The 16389-nt window shown below is 33.4% G+C and carries 20 protein-coding genes; 15 read left to right on the top strand and 5 right to left on the bottom strand.

Annotated elements, in window-relative coordinates; genetic code table 11:
* Window positions 1–48: 48 nt before the first annotated feature.
* Window positions 49–969, top strand: a complete 921-nt coding sequence (locus BWZ20_RS01045; protein WP_076615088.1) for a hypothetical protein — start codon at window positions 49–51, stop codon at window positions 967–969.
* Here the strand turns inward: BWZ20_RS01045 and BWZ20_RS01040 are convergent.
* Both BWZ20_RS01040 and BWZ20_RS01035 read right to left on the bottom strand, forming a co-directional pair.
* Window positions 966–1520, bottom strand: coding sequence for a Smr/MutS family protein (locus BWZ20_RS01040; RefSeq protein WP_317041686.1), 555 nt, complete (start codon window positions 1518–1520; stop codon window positions 966–968). The genes BWZ20_RS01045 and BWZ20_RS01040 overlap by 4 nt on opposite strands.
* Entirely contained in the window at window positions 1504–1731 is a 228-nt protein-coding gene (locus BWZ20_RS01035) for a hypothetical protein (protein ID WP_076615084.1), read from the bottom strand. The genes BWZ20_RS01040 and BWZ20_RS01035 overlap by 17 nt, the downstream gene beginning before the upstream one ends.
* An 87-nt stretch (window positions 1732–1818) precedes the next feature.
* Here BWZ20_RS01035 and BWZ20_RS01030 point away from each other — a divergent pair, with 87 nt between their 5' ends.
* Window positions 1819–2121 (top strand): DUF2752 domain-containing protein, encoded by a 303-nt coding sequence (locus tag BWZ20_RS01030; RefSeq protein ID WP_232217127.1) that lies wholly within the window; start codon window positions 1819–1821, stop codon window positions 2119–2121.
* 12 nt (window positions 2122–2133) lie between these two features.
* Window positions 2134–2496: a CCC motif membrane protein gene (locus BWZ20_RS01025; protein WP_076615081.1), complete on the top strand. Its 363-nt coding sequence runs from the start codon at window positions 2134–2136 to the stop codon at window positions 2494–2496.
* 70 nt (window positions 2497–2566) lie between these two features.
* Here BWZ20_RS01025 and rocD read toward each other — a convergent pair whose 3' ends face one another.
* Window positions 2567–3844 (bottom strand): ornithine--oxo-acid transaminase, encoded by a 1278-nt coding sequence (rocD, locus tag BWZ20_RS01020; RefSeq protein WP_076615079.1) that lies wholly within the window; start codon window positions 3842–3844, stop codon window positions 2567–2569.
* A 242-nt stretch (window positions 3845–4086) separates the two neighbouring features.
* On the opposite strand from rocD, the gene rlmD reads away from it, so the two are divergent.
* The 6 genes from rlmD (at window position 4087) to BWZ20_RS00990 (ending at window position 8570) form a co-directional block, all read left to right on the top strand.
* Entirely contained in the window at window positions 4087–5541 is a 1455-nt protein-coding gene (rlmD, locus tag BWZ20_RS01015) for a 23S rRNA (uracil(1939)-C(5))-methyltransferase RlmD (RefSeq protein ID WP_076621219.1), read from the top strand.
* A gap of 32 nt (window positions 5542–5573) precedes the next feature.
* Window positions 5574–5936 (top strand): four helix bundle protein, encoded by a 363-nt coding sequence (locus BWZ20_RS01010; protein ID WP_076621218.1) that lies wholly within the window; start codon window positions 5574–5576, stop codon window positions 5934–5936.
* 16 nt (window positions 5937–5952) lie between these two features.
* Complete coding sequence (locus tag BWZ20_RS01005) at window positions 5953–6528, top strand: DUF6452 family protein (protein ID WP_157358291.1); 576 nt, start codon at window positions 5953–5955, stop codon at window positions 6526–6528.
* Entirely contained in the window at window positions 6509–7249 is a 741-nt protein-coding gene (locus BWZ20_RS01000) for a DUF6048 family protein (RefSeq protein WP_076615073.1), read from the top strand. Before BWZ20_RS01005 ends, BWZ20_RS01000 begins: the two co-directional genes overlap by 20 nt.
* A gap of 62 nt (window positions 7250–7311) precedes the next feature.
* Window positions 7312–7836: a DinB family protein gene (locus BWZ20_RS00995; protein ID WP_076615071.1), complete on the top strand. Its 525-nt coding sequence runs from the start codon at window positions 7312–7314 to the stop codon at window positions 7834–7836.
* A gap of 167 nt (window positions 7837–8003) precedes the next feature.
* Window positions 8004–8570, top strand: a complete 567-nt coding sequence (locus BWZ20_RS00990) for a hypothetical protein (RefSeq protein ID WP_076615069.1) — start codon at window positions 8004–8006, stop codon at window positions 8568–8570.
* Window positions 8571–8636: 66 nt separating this feature from the next.
* On the opposite strand, the gene BWZ20_RS00985 is transcribed toward BWZ20_RS00990, so the two are convergent.
* Together BWZ20_RS00985 and BWZ20_RS00980 are read right to left on the bottom strand one after the other, a co-directional pair.
* On the bottom strand, window positions 8637–9590 hold the full coding sequence (locus tag BWZ20_RS00985) for a phosphoribosylaminoimidazolesuccinocarboxamide synthase (RefSeq protein WP_076615067.1): 954 nt from the start codon (window positions 9588–9590) through the stop codon (window positions 8637–8639).
* 171 nt (window positions 9591–9761) lie between these two features.
* Entirely contained in the window at window positions 9762–10715 is a 954-nt protein-coding gene (locus BWZ20_RS00980) for a PhoH family protein (protein WP_076615065.1), read from the bottom strand.
* A 254-nt stretch (window positions 10716–10969) separates the two neighbouring features.
* On the opposite strand from BWZ20_RS00980, the gene BWZ20_RS00975 reads away from it, so the two are divergent.
* The 6 genes from BWZ20_RS00975 to dnaN all read left to right on the top strand — a co-directional run bounded on the left by BWZ20_RS00975 (window position 10970) and on the right by dnaN (window position 16359).
* Window positions 10970–11839, top strand: a complete 870-nt coding sequence (locus tag BWZ20_RS00975) for an S-adenosyl-l-methionine hydroxide adenosyltransferase family protein (RefSeq protein ID WP_076615063.1) — start codon at window positions 10970–10972, stop codon at window positions 11837–11839.
* Between the two features lie 80 nt (window positions 11840–11919).
* Window positions 11920–12216: a putative quinol monooxygenase gene (locus BWZ20_RS00970; protein WP_076615061.1), complete on the top strand. Its 297-nt coding sequence runs from the start codon at window positions 11920–11922 to the stop codon at window positions 12214–12216.
* A gap of 64 nt (window positions 12217–12280) precedes the next feature.
* Window positions 12281–13003 (top strand): gliding motility-associated ABC transporter permease subunit GldF, encoded by a 723-nt coding sequence (gldF, locus tag BWZ20_RS00965; protein ID WP_076615059.1) that lies wholly within the window; start codon window positions 12281–12283, stop codon window positions 13001–13003.
* Entirely contained in the window at window positions 13000–13500 is a 501-nt protein-coding gene (locus BWZ20_RS00960) for a hypothetical protein (RefSeq protein ID WP_076615057.1), read from the top strand. Before gldF ends, BWZ20_RS00960 begins: the two co-directional genes overlap by 4 nt.
* The gene (gldG, locus tag BWZ20_RS00955; protein WP_076615054.1) at window positions 13487–15151 is read left to right on the top strand and encodes a gliding motility-associated ABC transporter substrate-binding protein GldG; all 1665 of its coding nucleotides are present in this window, start codon (window positions 13487–13489) and stop codon (window positions 15149–15151) included. The genes BWZ20_RS00960 and gldG overlap by 14 nt, the downstream gene beginning before the upstream one ends.
* An 89-nt stretch (window positions 15152–15240) precedes the next feature.
* Window positions 15241–16359: a DNA polymerase III subunit beta gene (dnaN, locus tag BWZ20_RS00950; RefSeq protein ID WP_076615052.1), complete on the top strand. Its 1119-nt coding sequence runs from the start codon at window positions 15241–15243 to the stop codon at window positions 16357–16359.
* The last annotated feature ends 30 nt before the right edge of the window (window positions 16360–16389 follow it).

The following is a 16389-nucleotide window of genomic DNA, read 5'->3' as shown; positions in this document are numbered from 1 at the left end:
AACGTTATAATTTTACAAATCTATTATTTTTGTTCAAAACGTAAGCTTATGATGCGCCACCTTTATGTAATTTTTGCACTTCTACTTTTAACAGCGTGTGATGATGGTGATATTATTACTGTAGATTTAGAATTTGATAAAGAGCTAGACCTATGTACCAACAATACAGAGTCATTTCTTATTTACGACACGAGAGAAAACCCTAATGAGTCCTTATCATTGATTATTCCAAGAGGAAACAATGAAGAGTTTCCATTTACCGAAGCCACACCAGTAGGTGAGCCTATAGAATTTAATTTACAACAAATAGGCAATCGTTTTATTTATCGCACCTATAATAGAAGTATTGTCGATGGCGAATTATGCTCACCTATTCCACCTGCAAACCTTACTATTGTAGAGGATTACGAAGCTGATGCTGGCACTGCTTTCGCTACAGTTTCAATAGAGGACGACGACAATGATGGTATACCTAACACATTTGAATATGGTCCTGGAGGTATTGATAATCCTAGAAATTCTGATGATGATGAATTTCCGGATTATATAGATCAGGATGACGATAATGATAATGTCTTAACTATAAATGAGATTGAAACCGACGATATTGATGGTGATGGAGATCCTTCTAACAACCTAGATACTGATGGTGATGGCATTGCCGATTATTTAGATGAAGACGATGATGGTGATGGTGTAGATACTATATTAGAAGATGCTAACCAAAATAAAGACCCAAGAGATGACCGAAATCTTAACGCTGAAGGTGTTGAAGTACCAGATTATTTAAATGTTTTGGAAGCAACAGATCATGGCAACCCTGGACTTGCCGGTGGTAACATCTATACAAGAACTGTTACTGTTAATTTTTTAATTGAGGATTTTAATTTAGATATATTATCTGCTACAGAAATTGATTTTGGTACTTTAACTTACGACATCACTTTTATAGAAGAAGCTGATGATTAAGGCTCTATACTCTGAAAAATTCTAACTTCAGTAGCACCTATACCATATGTTTTGTAATCAGCATCGTAAAACTGAACATTATTGTAACGTCCTAAAAGCGTTTCGAGTTCCTGTCGTAAAACGCCTTCTCCTACTCCATGGATAAATACCATTTTTGGTATACGCTTTCTGATGGCAAATTCTAATTGTCTTCTGGCAGTATCTAACTGTAGATTCATCATGTCAAAATTAGTCATGCCTTTTGTAGAATCGGTAAGTTGATGTATGTGCAAGTCAACTTCAAATTTTGGTGCGTGACGCTCTTTTGGCTTAACTGTTGGTACAGTTTTTCGTTTTGAGGTCTCTTTTTCTTTCTTTACAGACTCTATATCTGCATCGTAAATGGCATTATCTAACGATGCGTTGGTGTGTACAAGCATTAATTCGCTTTCTTCAAACTGAAATTCAAAACCATCAGCATCTTCAATAGTAATAATTGTACCATAAACTTGTTTAACCGTTCCTCTAATGGCATCATCTATTGTTTCAACAATATCACCTTTTTTCATCATCTTCTATTGGTTCAGATTTTACAAAAGATTCGTCTTCTTGCTTTTCGTATTTACTAGGAATATTGCGCGATGTTCTGTAAACACCAAACATTAAAAGTATAATACCGCCCATTAAAAGATAAGTGTTCTGTTTCTCACCCGCTTGAGCATATATCGCTACTATACCACCAAAAACAACACAAACGGCATTAACAATTCTTGAAAAATTCATTAGCTTCAATAATTTAAAACAAAAATAATATTTAGCACAATTATTCTAATACTATTTAAAGTAAATGTAAATTATTAAATTAGCCTTATGGTTTTACTTTTAAAAACTTTGGAAGATTACATGCTGCCATGTATGAGCAAGACGCATTTTGGTTTAGATTGCATAGGTTGTGGTTTTCAGCGCTCTGCTGTACTTTTAATTAAAGGTGATTTTGTAGCCTCATTTTTTATGTACCCTGCGCTCTACCCTATGCTATTATTTTTTGCTTTTCTTATTTTTGACACTTTTAAAAAGATAAAACATAGCGAAAAACTAAAACTCACATTAGCGTGCTTAACTCTTATTGCTGCCGTAGGTAACTATACTTTAAAACTATTTTTAACTAACTAATTAACTTTATTTATGCAAAAACTCAACACAACTCTCGTTTATATTTTATCTATAATAGGCATAATATGCTGTTGTGCCTATGGTTTAGGTACAGTTACAGCTATAATAGCCATTGTCATTGCGAATCAAGAACTTAAAAAATTCAATGCCACTCCTGAAGTTTACAGCAACGGCTCCGCAATGAAAAGTGCAAGAACATTTGCCATCGTATCATTGTGTATTTCCTTTATAGGACTTGCATTTATAATATGGGTAATGGTTAATCCTTGTGCATTCTTTGATTGGTATATAGGAATGTTTGAAAATAATCCTAATGTACCTGCAGAGTCCATGGAACAAATTTATAAAGCCGCTGAAAATGCCGGATGTAGATAATACGCAAACAATAAAGCAAAAAAATACCACGACATTTTATCGTGGTATTTTTTTATTTAAACTTTAATACTTATTCAAACGTTTTTAAGGTTTTAGTTATAATAGAAACACAATCTAATAGCTGCTCTTCCGTCATTACTAATGGTGGCGCAAACCTAATAATATTGCCATGCGTTGGCTTTGCTAATAAACCATTATCGCGAAGCTTTAAACAAATGTTCCATGCTGTATCGCTATCTTCATCATCATTTATTACAATAGCATTAAGTAATCCTTTACCTCTAACAGAGCTCACAATAGTACTATCTTTAATATATTTATTCATCTCTGCTCTAAAAACCTTACCTAAATAATCTGCATTGTCAGCTAAATGTTCTTCTTTTACTACTTCTAAGGCAGCAATAGCCACCGCAGCAGCAATAGGGTTACCACCAAAAGTACTTCCGTGGTTACCTGGCTGAATAACATTCATAATATCATTATTAGCCATTACTGCAGATACAGGATACAAACCACCACTAAGGGCTTTACCCAGAACTAAAACATCAGGTTTTACATCTGGTGTGCCAGAGCAATCTTTATTTTCACAGGTACAATTACCACAAGTAGCTAATAATCTCCCTGTACGTGCAATTCCTGTTTGTACTTCATCTGCGATGAAAAGAACGTTATATTTTTCGCAAAGCGCTTTAGCTTCTATTAAGTAGTTTTCACTTGGTACGTAAACACCTGCTTCACCCTGTATGGGCTCAACCATAAAACCAGCTACGTTAGGGTTAGTACTTAGTACCTCTTCTAATTCTTTAAGGTTATCATATTCTACTTTTATAAATCCGTCTGTATACGGACCAAAGTTTTTACGCGCTACTGGATCGTTAGAAAATGATATAATAGTCGTTGTTCTTCCATGAAAATTATTTTTACAAACAACTATCTCTGCTTTGTTTAAATCTATTCCCTTTACCTCATAAGCCCACTTTCTACAAAGCTTTAAAGCTGTTTCTACAGCCTCTGCACCAGAGTTCATTGGTAGCATCTTATCAAACTTAAAATACTCAGTTGCATATTTTTCGTAGCGCCCTAGCATATCGTTATAAAACGCACGCGATGTTAAGGTTAATCGGTGTGCCTGCTCTACCATGGCGTTCACAATTTTTGGGTGACAATGTCCTTGGTTTAATGAAGAATATGCAGATAAAAAATCGTAGTATTTTTTTCCTTCTACATCCCAAACATAAACTCCTTCGCCCTTACTAAGAACTACTGGTAAGGGATGATAATTTTGTGCACCATACTTATTTTCTAGTGCCATCGCCTCTTGCGACGTAATGTGTTCTAAAACAGCCATTTTAATAAATTTTTAGTGTTGAAAAAATAACCATTCCTACTCTACCTTTATTCTTTTAGAGACTTTGCGCATCAATGTTTAGAAGTTATGGTGAAGCCCTAAAAAAGCAGCGTGGGAGAGAAATCATCCCTAGAAGTGTGCAAATTAATAAATATTTATCACATATTTTGATTAAAGTTGAGACCAAATTCTTGAAGGCAATTACTAAAATGCGACTATATTTGCAGCCTAATTTGCAGTTAATGCCAAGACGAGAACGAAATAAATTTGTAAAACGCGGAGAAACCTTAGATATCTTAATTGAAGATTACGCTTTTGGTGGTAAAGGAATTGGCCGTATACGTAATGAACATGGTGAATTTGTAGTTTTTGTACCTAATACACTTCCCGGTCAGCTGGTAAAAGCACAGGTGAAAAAGTCGAGTAAAAAATATGCAGAGTGCAAGCTTTTGGAGATTTTAAAACCTTCGGAAGATGAAGTAGAAATGCCTTACCAAGATATTCCTGGTGCGCCCTACATCAATTTACCAATTGAAAAACAGCATCAATACAAAAAGCAAAGTACCTTAGAGCTTTTTAAACGTATTGGTAAAGTAAAAAATATTGAAACCAAGTTTGATGCATTTGTTGCTTCTCCAAATACATTTCACTATCGTAATAAAATGGAGTATGGCTTTTCTGCTATTGGTTTTGATCGTGAAGTAAATACAGATGTGGATGAATTTACATTAGGCTTTAAGCGCAGAGGACTTTGGTGGTGTGGAGATAATCTAAATAGTGATTCTGGTCTTTTTGATGCGGACGTTGAAAACCACCTGAAAGATATTAGAGCATACTGTAAAAATACGGGTTTAGCACCATGGCATAGTCCAAAAAAAGAAGGGTTTTTCAGATATTTTGTAGTTAGGAAATCTTACAAGACAAATAAATTACTTTTTAACCTTGTAACCACTTCTTACGACTTAGACCAATTTGATTTACATGCCTTTGCCAATTATTTAGTTGAATTATTTGGCAACAGAGTTGCAGGTTTACTTCATACAATAAATGATGAGGTTGGAGACAGAACTATAGCTACTACAGGAAGCATTCAATTAGTTTATGGAGAAGACAAAATAATTGAAGAGTTATTAGAACTTAACTTTGAAATTAGTATGAAAAGCTTTTTTCAAACCAATCCTAAATGCGCCGAAAAACTATATTCTAAAGTAGTTGACTATGCTTTAGAAAATAAAGAAGCTATAGACAATACGGTAGTTTTAGATCTTTTCTGTGGAACAGGAACTATCGGACAAATTGTAGCAAGTAAAGCAAATAACACTAAAATTGTTGGTGTAGATATTGTAGCTTCGGCTATAGAAGATGCAAAAGAAAATGCTAAGCGAAACAATATAAAAGGCTTAGAATTCTATGCTGCTGATGTTGGTAAATTTTTATCGGAGCATCCAGAATATCAAAATAAGATACGTACCATAATTTTAGATCCTGCAAGAGCTGGTATTGCACCAAAAACCCTTAAAAAAATAATAAACCTTAATGCAGACCGTTTGGTTTATGTATCTTGTAATCCTGCTACCCAAGCTAGAGATACAGAGCAATTATTACTTGCAGGATATCAAATAAAAAAGTTAAGTTTGGTAGACCAGTTTCCGCATACTGCACATATTGAAACTGTAGTTTTGTTTGAACGTTTGTAAATCTGTTTATTTGTTGATTAGTTTATTTGAAAGTGAAAAAGTACTCGTTTGAAAGATTAGAGGTCTGGAAAGAATCAGTTGAACTAGTTAAATTTATATATGATGTAACGAATTCATTTCCATCAGAAGAAAAATTTGGATTAATTAATCAGCTACGACGAGCATCAATATCAATTTCTTCTGATTTAGCAGAAGGAACATCAAGAAAGACCCAAAAGGACAAAGCACACTTTACAACAATTTCATTCAGTTCTACCATGGAAGTTCTTAATCAATTACTAATTAGTAAAGAATTAGGCTTTTTGTCTGATAATGATTATATATTAGCAAGAAATAAAATTGAAAAAATAACCAATATGTTAAATGCGTTACGTAATTACCAACTAAACAAATAAACGCATAATCTATTTAATGAATTTTAAAACAAAAATAAAGACCATCGTTGTTTCGGTAATGTACTTTACTACTCTACTACTATTTCAAAATTGCGAACGCGACGATATCTGTGCAGAAAGCACACCAACCACACCAAGGCTTTTAGTAGAATTTAATGATGCTACAGAACCCGAAGACCTAAAACCCGTAACACGATTAACAATATACGGAGAAGGTTTAGCAAATAATCCAACTGATGATAATACGGAAGGCACATTGGTATATAATGCAAATGCTACTACAGCAGAACTACCACTACGCATTGACAATGAAGGTGAAACTACAATATCACGGTTTATCCTAGAAAAAGATACCAACTTAAGATTAGATGATAATGACAATACTAACTCTAATATAGATATCATAGAAATATCATACGAAACCGAATTTGTTTATGTTTCTCGAGCTTGTGGCTACAAAAGCATATTTAAAAATTTACAAGTCAGCTTTGAAGCATCAGACGGAACCACATGGATTAGTAGCATTGAAATAAATGACGCTATAGAGCAAGTAGAAAACGAAAACGTAGTACATGTACGCATTTTACATTAAAAGCAGTATTCTATTGCTATTGTTTTCTACAATGGCAATAGCTCAAGAGGAAAAGAAAACAGTAAAAGATACTTTAATTTATAAACAAAAGTACGGATTGCGTATAGGTGCCGATATAAGCAAACTTGCGCGTACTTTTTTTGATGATAACTACTCGGGTTTTGAAGTTATGGGAGACTACCGTCTTACTAAGCGTATCTATATAGCTGGTGAGATAGGAAACGAAGAATATACTCTAGAAAATGAAGTTCTCAACAACACCACTAAAGGTAGTTATTTTAAAGGTGGTATAGACCTTAACTTCTATAAGAACTGGCTAGATATGGAAAATATGATCTACATCGGGTTTAGAGGTGGAGCCAGTACATTTAGCCAAACCTTAAATAGCTATAACATTTATAATGTTAACAACCAATACTGGAACCAACAGTTTACTGTTGAAGAAGGTACAGAGTTTTCTGGTCTTACTGCAATTTGGGCAGAAATTATCATAGGAATAAAAGCAGAATTATTTAATAATTTCTATGCTGGTATTAATGCACAACTCAAAGGTTTAATTACCGAAACGGCACCAAATGATTATGAAAATCTTTATATACCTGGTTTTAATCGTACCTACGACAGTGGTCGCTTTGGAGCGGGTTTTGGTTTCAACTTATCCTACTTAGTACCTATCTTTAAGAAAGATAAAGTTGTAATACAAGAAACGGAAAAAGAGTAGTTTATAACTTCATAAACATTCAACAAAAATTCCTATCTTTTCTTTATCTAAAATTAACACTTATGGATAAAGAAGAAATCGCTAGCCTCGTCGATGCAAAGCATTCTGAACTAATAAATTGGTTAGAGCAACAACCTAATGAAACCTGGTTACAAGGTCCTACAGGAAAGTGGACACAAGGGCAACAAGCACTGCATCTATTACAGAGTATCATTCCACTCAATAATGCCTTAAGCCTTCCAAAATTCCTAATCCGCTATAAGTTTGGAAAAGCAAATAGACCTGTTAGAGATTACAACACTATTGTTAACCGATATCATGAGCGTTTAAAAGATGCTAAAGGAAAAACGTTTAAAGGTTCGCAGAATATGAAGATTCCTGAGATTGATGAAAAACAATATATTCTAAACCGATTACAAACCGAAAGTAAAAAACTGCAATACAAGACAAAAAGAATTAGTGATAAAAACTTGGATAAACTAGTTTTACCACATCCACTCATGGGCAAAATGCCAATACGCGAGATTATAATGTGGACAGCTTATCATGTAGAGCATCATACTATAACTTTGAAAGAAAAATATTAAGTTTTGTCATGCTGAATTTATTTCTGCATCTCACACAAGAGATTTGTTAGATTCTGAATCAAGTTCAGAATGACAGATAGTTATTCAAACTCATTCATTATGCAGTTTTACTTCTTCTATTTTTCTACAACAAAATACATTTAATACTTTAATTCAAAATTATATTTATGATTTATAGACTTTTTATACTTATTAGTATCCCAATTCTTTTAGTTTGTTGCAAAACAAATTCTAATATTAAAAACAAATCCAAATTAACTATATATGATAATGCTTTAAAGTATGTTTCCAAAGACTCTATTTTTATTAAAAAGATTAAAAACTATTATTCAGATTTAAGTAATTGTAAAAAACTTAACTTTCTAGTAAGTGATTATGTAGAACCTATTACGCATGAAGACTTCCCAATTACCTTATATATAATGACCAAAAGCATTGAAAAGTATGATAATATAAATGAATCTGAAAAAATTAAAGTCTTTGATTCAATTTATTCATTTTCTGGTTTTTTAATGAATTTTAATAACTCCATTATTAATTATGACAATGATGATTGTAATTTGAGGTTAAATTTCGCTAAAAGAGTAAATAACTTACTACCTATAAAAATTACAATTATTGATAAGCAAGTAGATCCAAATATCAATTATTCACCAAGAAAAATCCTATATGTTTTGGAATATGATGGTGAAAATAGAATTATTGATAGAGAATATTTAATTACAAGCCATTAATAGATTCTAAAACAACTCTTCGACAAGCTCAGTGTGACACATCTAAACAAATCCAAGAATAAACAACTAAGCTCTTTCCAAATAACCCAAAACATTAGCCTCTATCCTACTTTGAATATCAGACACATCTGCTTTTACAAAAGTTTCACCTGTAATGTTTTCGTATAGCTCAATATAACGCTCACTTACGGATTCTATATATGTATCACTCATAAATGGGACTTCCTGACCTTCCTTACCTTGAAAACCATTAGATATTAACCACTGACGTACAAACTCTTTAGATAGCTGCTTTTGAGCTTCACCTCTATCTTGACGTTCTTGGTAACCATCAGCGTAGAAATAACGAGAAGAATCTGGTGTATGGATTTCATCAATCAATACAATCTTTCCATCCTTGGTTTTTCCAAATTCGTATTTTGTGTCCACTAGAATTAAGCCTCGCTTCTCAGCAATTTCAGTTCCTCGCTGAAATAATTTTCTGGTGTAGTCTTCTAACACTACATAATCCTCTTCTGAGACTATGCCACGTTTTAAAATATCTTCACGGGAGATGTCCTCATCATGGTCTCCCATTTCTGCTTTAGTAGCTGGAGTTATAATTGGCTCAGGAAATTTATCATTTTCTTTCATACCTTCTGGCATTGGCACACCACAAAGTAATCGTTTACCTGCTTTATATTCTCTAGCTGAATGACCTGACATATAACCTCTAATCACCATTTCTACTTTAAATGGCTCGCAAAGGTGACCAACAGCCACATTGGGATCTGGTGTAGCCACCAACCAATTTGGCACCAAATCTTCGGTAGCTGCCATCATTTTGGTCGCAATCTGATTAAGAATTTGCCCTTTGTAAGGAATTCCTTTTGGCATCACCACATCAAAAGCACTTAGTCTATCCGTAGCAATCATTACCAATTGCTCATTGCCTATATTATAAACCTCTCTTACTTTGCCTTTATAAACACTTTTTTGATTCGGAAAATTAAAGTTTGTGTCTGTTATTGTGTTACTCATTTTATTTAGCTTTTAGCCTTTGGGTATTAGCTATTAGTTTGTTGTGCTTATTGCTTTTAGTTTGAGCCCTAGCCCAGATTGAAGCGCCATCCTTTTTATTTGGTGGCTGAGCGTAGTCGAAGTCAGCAAATAAAAAGATATAGCGGAAAGCTGGAAATAGCTCCTAAAAATTTAATCTCTGTTTTCTATACTTTTATAGGCTGCAATGACTTTCTTAACTAATTTATGACGAATGACGTCTTTGTCATCTAAATAAACCATGCCAATCCCTTCAACATTTTTAAGGACAAGTAGGGCTTCCTTTAAACCAGAAATAGTACGACGTGGTAAATCTACCTGACCAGGATCTCCTGTCAATAAAAACTTGGCATTTTTACCCATACGTGTTAAGAACATTTTCATTTGTGCATGTGTCGTATTTTGGCCTTCGTCTAGGATTACAAATGCATTATCTAATGTACGACCACGCATAAAAGCCAATGGTGCTATTTGTATTACGCCTTTTTCTATGTAGCTTTCTAACTTTTCATGCGGAATCATATCGCGTAAAGCGTCATATAAAGGCTGCATGTACGGATCTAATTTTTCTTTAAGATCACCTGGTAAAAACCCAAGATTCTCACCTGCCTCAACAGCTGGTCTGGTTAGTATAATGCGTTTTACTTCCTTACTCTTTAAAGCTTGTACGGCCAATGCTACACCTGTGTAAGTTTTACCTGTACCTGCCGGACCAATGGCAAAAACCATATCATTTTTACGTATGCTCTCTACCAGTTTTCGCTGATTAACGGTTTGTGCCTTTATTAATTTGCCTCCTACTCCGTGCACTATGACTTCGCCACTTGTTGCAGAGGTTGAATAATCTTCGCTACTATTGCTAGTTAAGATACGCTCAATGACATTTTCGTCTAGCTTGTTATACTTACCAAAATGCTTCATAAGCATCATCATTCGCGTATCAAATTCCTCAAGTAAATCTTCATCACCATAGGCTTTAATTTTATTACCACGTGCAACGATTTTTAGTTTAGGGAAGTATTTTTTTAATAGTTCAATATTGGCATTTTGGGCACCGAAGAATTCTTTTGGAGTAATTTCTTCTAATTCTAGAATAAGTTCGTTCAAAAGGCTAATTAATTTAGTGTGTTAATCTGTTTTCTTTTCTTAGTCTTCTTCTTTAAGAACAAAATTTTTTATCAAAAAAAGAACAAAATTTTGTTTTAATTCAGGAACCACTTCGTTAGTCCAAAAATTTATTTCATTTGGTTTTTAAGAATTTTCAAATGAAAAAATTCATGTACTTTTGTGTAACGATTGTGTACAAACAAATCTAACAATTTTACAACCTCAATTCTAAAAAAAATATCAACAATTAATCCATGGCAATTATTACTTTAACCACTGATTTTGGAGAAAAAGATCACTTTGCTGGTGCGATTAAAGGTGCTATTTATAGCGAATTACCTGAAGTTAGAATTGTTGATGTTTCACATTCTGTGTCTCCTTTCAACATTTCTGAAGCAGCATATATTATCTTAAATGCGTATAGCAGTTTTCCAAAAGGAACAATTCATATCATAGGAATTGATTCTGAGTTAAGCCCTGAAAATAAGCACATTGCAGTTAGTTTAGACGACCATTACTTTATATGTGCCAACAATGGTATAATGAGCATGATTTGTTCAGAAATTGCACCAGAGAAAATTGTTGAAATTAATATCCATGATAAAATTGAAACCAATTTTCCTGTTCTGGATGTGTTTGTAAAAGTAGCATGCCATATTGCAAGAGGAGGTACGCTTGAGGTGATAGGAAAAGTTATTAACACTATTAAGCCTATAAAAAATTTGAACCCATTTGTTAATGATGACAAAAATCAAATTATAGGTAGTGTTATATATATAGATAATTATGGTAATGTTGTTACCAACATTAAAAGGAAATTTTTTGAGGAAGTTCAAAAAACACGGCAATATGAAATCTCAGCTCGAAATCATAAGTTTAGAACAATTTACAACAGGTACAGCGACATTGTAAATTTTGAAATTGAAGAAGCTAAGCGAAATGATGAAGGTAAAGGTTTGGTTGTCTTTAATTCATCTGGTTATTTAGAAATTGCAGTCTATAAAAGTAATTGTAGTACTGTTGGTAGTGCCTCTACCCTTATGGGTTTAAAAACAATGGACACAGTGACGGTAAACTTCCTGCCCATCCTAAGTCCTTCCCAGTGGGAAGGAAGCCCAAGATGAAGCAAAAACCAAAAAAATAGTTTCACAAAAGTAAGAAAGTCCTTTCCTTTGGAAAGGATTTAGGAAAGGCTTTTAAAATTATGTTAGTAAGAATTGTAAAAATGAGTTTTGAATCATCCAAGATTGAAGAATTCTTGGCTAATTTTGAAGCGAATAAATCTAAAATTAGAGGGTTTGAAGGTTGTAATTTTTTAGAATTATATCGCGATCAGAACAATACCAACATCTTTTTTACGTATAGTTATTGGAACTCTGAAGATGATTTAAATAATTACAGACATTCTGATTTATTTAAAAGTGTTTGGGCTAAAACCAAACCCTTGTTTAATGCAAAACCTGAAGCTTGGAGTGTGAGTAAAGTCGCTTCGCTCAAGTAAACAGTTGGCAGTAACAGTAAACAGATTTACTGAGACTGAAAACTGAAACTGAAAACTAGAAAATATGCTAGCAATACTAAAAAAAGAAATAAACACCTTCTTTGCCTCTCCAATTGGTTATTTGGTTATTGGTGTGTTTTTATTATTAAACGGTCTTTTTCTTTGGGTATTTAAAGGCGATTTCAACATTTTTAATAATGGTATCGCAAGCTTATCGTCATTTTTTTTATTAGCACCTTGGATTCTTATCTTTTTAGTTCCTGCTGTAACTATGCGTAGTTTTAGTGATGAGAAAAAACAAGGTACTTTAGAGCTATTAGTTACCAAGCCTATTTCACATTTTCAGATTGTGTTGGGTAAATATTTTGGTGCTTTTATCCTTATTATCTTAGCCTTAATACCAACTCTACTATATGTTTATTCAGTTTATCAATTAGGTAGTCCAGAAGGTAATTTAGATATGGGAAGTACCATAGGATCTTACTTTGGTCTACTCTTCCTAGTTGCTGCTTACACTTCAATAGGAGTGTTTGCTTCTACCCTTTCAGATAACCAAATTGTTGCATTTATCATTGCAGTATTTATCTGCTTCTTTATGTATTTTGGTTTCGAAGGGCTTTCAAACTATAATGTATTTGGTGATTTAGTCTATATGGAAAATCTTGGGATGTCTGCGCATTATAACAGTATGAGTCGTGGAGTTATAGATACCAGAGATTTGGTCTATTTTATAAGTATAGCTTTAGCGTTTTTATTATTCACAAAACTTAGAATTCAGAAACAATGATTATAACACCCTTTTTAGTCATATTTATGATCGTAGTTTTTGTGCTACTTTTTTTGTTTTTGAATACGGTAGATAAACGCAAATGGTTAACAGGATTAATCAGTTTGGTTTTAACACCTTTTGTGTATTTCTATATGTTTTATCCATTTGTAAATATTATTAGCAATTACCATCATCAAAAGTATTTTGATAGTGAAGCATGGATTGAAAAACCAGCCTTACGTTACGAAATGATCGATAATACTATAGAATCGGATACACTGATTGGTGCTTCTAAAACCAAAATTACTTCCCTTTTAGGAAAATACGAATGGTTAACATGGAATGACAGTATAAAAGATCATGATAACAATAAATGGAATTACGGCTTAGGCATAGAACCAGGAGCCTTTAACGCCGAAAAAGAATGTGTAGAAATCATATTTAAGAATGATAAAGTCACAGCATTAAGACATTATCAAGAAGAAATTACATACGAGAGTAATGAAGAAGAATAAAAATCTAATATACATACTCATTGTATTGGCTGCACTGGTAATAGTAAACGCTATATCGAGTTCTATTTATGGTCGTTTTGATTTAACCAAAGACAAACGCTATACATTATCTGATGCCACTAATACCATCATAGATCATATAGATTCTCCGTTAATAATTGATGTCTTTTTAGAAGGTGAATTTCCTTCAGAATTTAGATTACTTCAAACCGAGACAAAACAAATCATTGAAGAATTTCAGCTTAAAACCAGTAATATTAGGGTTAATTACATCGACCCTATTGAAGATGAATCTACAAGAGAACAAATTATTGATGAACTTACGCGCTCTGGATTAGAGCCATATATCAATACAGATAACAGCACAGGGAAAGTTACTCAAGAAATAATTTTTCCGTGGGCCTTTGCGAGTTACAAAGATCAAACGGTTAAAATTCCACTATTGAAGCGAAGCATTACTCAAAATTTATCAGATCAAATCAATAACTCTGTACAAGGGCTGGAGTATGTGTTTGCTGACGCTTTTAATAAGCTGGTAAATTCAAAATCTAAAACTATAGCGGTTTTAAAAGGTAATGGTGAACTCGCTGATTTAAATATTGCAGATTTTCTACAAACAGCACAGTCTTACTATAAAATTGCACCTTTTACTTTAGATAGTGTTGCTACAAACCCACAAGGTACTTTAGATAAGCTAAAACAATACGATTTAATAGTTGTTGCTAAGCCAACCCAAGCGTTTTCAGAAGAAGAGAAACTGGTACTCGATCAGTATACCATGAGAGGAGGAAAAAGTCTTTGGCTTACTGAGTCTGTAGTAATGGATGAGGATAGCTTACGAAATGCTACAAACTCTAGCGTTTCCATTATGCGAGACCTCAACCTCAATGACTTCTTTTTCAAATACGGAGTTAGAGTTAATCCTAGTTTGGTAAAAGACCTCTACTCTGCACCAATTATGTTGGCAATTGGTGAAGGAAGCCAAGCACAATTACAACCTATACAATGGCAATATGCACCTTTGGCCGCGTCTAACCAAAAGCATCCTATCACCAAAAATTTAGAGCTTGTTAGATTTGATTTTGCAAGTCCTGTAGACACCTTAAAAAATAGTATAGACAAAACAATATTGCTTCAAAGTTCCCCCAAATCTAGATTAGAAGGAGTACCAACTAGTATATCTCTAAATGACGTTACCAAATCTCCTGATGAGCGTTTATATAATTCTGGCCCACAAAACTTGGCTGTTTTATTAGAGGGTGAATTTACTTCGGTTTACAACCAACGTGTTTTGCCTTTTAAGGTGAAAAATTTTCAATCTAAAAGTATACCAACCAAAATGGTAGTTATTTCTGATGGTGATGTTATAAAAAACGATGTTAGACAAAGAAGACCTTTAGAACTCGGTGTAGATTATAGAGGCTTTCTCTATGGCAACAAAGAATTTTTACTTAATACCATCAACTACCTCTTGGACGATACAGGACTTATAAACATTAGAGCCAAAGAAATTAGCGTTGCTTACCTTGATGAAGATAAAATAAAGGAAGAAAGCAGCACTTGGCAACTCTTAAACATTGCATTACCATTGGCACTACTTGGTCTTTTTGGTTTGGCTTTTAACTTCTTTAGAAAGAAGAAATACACCTAGAATTTGTTAATAAGTTTGTTTTACAAATCTATACGATTAAGATATATTTGTAGGATACGTTATAATTGATAAAATTTTAAATTATTAGCATGAAATTTATAGTTTCAAGTACATATTTACTCAAACAACTTCAGGTATTAGGAGGTGTTATAAATAACAGTAACACTCTTCCTATTTTAGATAATTTCTTATTTGAATTAAGCCAATCGAAACTTACGATTTCGGCTAGTGATTTAGAAACAACAATGTCTTCTACCATTGATGTAGAGAGTGATTCTGAAGGTAGTATTGCCTTACCAGCGCGTTTATTATTAGACACGTTAAAAACGTTTCCTGAGCAACCATTAACGTTTGTCGTAGAAGAAAACAATACTGTAGAAATCAGTTCTAATCATGGTAAATATGCTTTAGCTTATGCTGATGGTGCTGAATTTCCAAACGCTGTTTCTGTAGAAGATGCGAGTAAAACCACTATAATGGGAGACATTTTGGCTACCGCAATTAGCAAAACTATTTTTGCAGCAGGAAATGATGACCTTAGACCTGTAATGAGTGGTGTATTTTTTCAGTTCTCTCAAGACAATCTAACTTTTGTGGCAACGGACGCTCATAAATTGGTAAAATATACAAGAGATGACGTCAGCGCAACAGAATCTGCTGAATTTATTATGCCTAAAAAACCTTTAAACCTTTTAAAGGGAATTTTAGCCGGAAATGATGATGATGTGTTAGTAGAATACAACGAATCTAATGCTAAGTTTACTTTTGATAACTCCGTATTAATTTGCCGATTAATCGATGGTAAATACCCTAATTATGAAGCAGTAATTCCTAAAGAGAATCCCAATAAACTAGTTATTGCCAGAACACAATTCTTAAATTCTGTTCGTCGTGTTAGTATTTTCTCTAACAAAACAACACATCAAATCCGTTTAAAAATTGCTGGTGCAGAACTTAATATCTCTGCAGAAGATATTGACTACAGCAACAAAGCAGAAGAGCGTTTAACTTGTGACTACCAAGGTGACGATATGCAAATTGGCTTTAACTCTCGCTTTTTAACAGAAATGATAAACAACCTCAATTCTGACGACGTACAGTTAGAAATGAGCTTACCAAACAGAGCAGGTATTTTAACACCAGTGGATGGATTAGATGAAGGCGAAAATGTAACTATGCTTGTTATGCCAGTAATGCTTAACAACTAATAAAATATTTTATGACATAAAAAAAGCCTA

The sequence above is a fragment of the Winogradskyella sp. J14-2 genome (assembly GCF_001971725.1).
In the GTDB taxonomy this organism is placed as follows: Bacteria; Bacteroidota; Bacteroidia; order Flavobacteriales; family Flavobacteriaceae; genus Winogradskyella.
The sequence above is the reverse complement of the archived record's forward strand: the minus strand, read 5'-3'. Positions and strand labels throughout refer to the sequence as shown.

Bases quoted from the DNA above. Each gene is read 5' to 3' on its own strand.
- BWZ20_RS00995 (WP_076615071.1), top strand. From the start codon at position 7,312: ATGGATAAAGAAGAAATCGCTAGCCTCGTCGATGCAAAGCATTCTGAA.
- BWZ20_RS01045 (WP_076615088.1), top strand. From the start codon at position 49: ATGATGCGCCACCTTTATGTAATTTTTGCACTTCTACTTTTAACAGCG.
- BWZ20_RS01030 (WP_232217127.1), top strand. From the start codon at position 1,819: ATGGTTTTACTTTTAAAAACTTTGGAAGATTACATGCTGCCATGTATG.
- gldG (WP_076615054.1), top strand. From the start codon at position 13,487: ATGAAGAAGAATAAAAATCTAATATACATACTCATTGTATTGGCTGCA.
- BWZ20_RS00960 (WP_076615057.1), top strand. From the start codon at position 13,000: ATGATTATAACACCCTTTTTAGTCATATTTATGATCGTAGTTTTTGTG.
- BWZ20_RS01005 (WP_157358291.1), top strand. From the start codon at position 5,953: ATGAATTTTAAAACAAAAATAAAGACCATCGTTGTTTCGGTAATGTAC.
- rlmD (WP_076621219.1), top strand. From the start codon at position 4,087: ATGCCAAGACGAGAACGAAATAAATTTGTAAAACGCGGAGAAACCTTA.
- BWZ20_RS00990 (WP_076615069.1), top strand. From the start codon at position 8,004: ATGATTTATAGACTTTTTATACTTATTAGTATCCCAATTCTTTTAGTT.
- gldF (WP_076615059.1), top strand. From the start codon at position 12,281: ATGCTAGCAATACTAAAAAAAGAAATAAACACCTTCTTTGCCTCTCCA.
- BWZ20_RS01040 (WP_317041686.1), bottom strand. From the start codon at position 1,520: ATGATGAAAAAAGGTGATATTGTTGAAACAATAGATGATGCCATTAGA.
- rocD (WP_076615079.1), bottom strand. From the start codon at position 3,844: ATGGCTGTTTTAGAACACATTACGTCGCAAGAGGCGATGGCACTAGAA.
- BWZ20_RS01025 (WP_076615081.1), top strand. From the start codon at position 2,134: ATGCAAAAACTCAACACAACTCTCGTTTATATTTTATCTATAATAGGC.
- BWZ20_RS01000 (WP_076615073.1), top strand. From the start codon at position 6,509: ATGTACGCATTTTACATTAAAAGCAGTATTCTATTGCTATTGTTTTCT.
- BWZ20_RS01035 (WP_076615084.1), bottom strand. From the start codon at position 1,731: ATGAATTTTTCAAGAATTGTTAATGCCGTTTGTGTTGTTTTTGGTGGT.
- dnaN (WP_076615052.1), top strand. From the start codon at position 15,241: ATGAAATTTATAGTTTCAAGTACATATTTACTCAAACAACTTCAGGTA.
- BWZ20_RS00985 (WP_076615067.1), bottom strand. From the start codon at position 9,590: ATGAGTAACACAATAACAGACACAAACTTTAATTTTCCGAATCAAAAA.
- BWZ20_RS00970 (WP_076615061.1), top strand. From the start codon at position 11,920: ATGTTAGTAAGAATTGTAAAAATGAGTTTTGAATCATCCAAGATTGAA.
- BWZ20_RS00975 (WP_076615063.1), top strand. From the start codon at position 10,970: ATGGCAATTATTACTTTAACCACTGATTTTGGAGAAAAAGATCACTTT.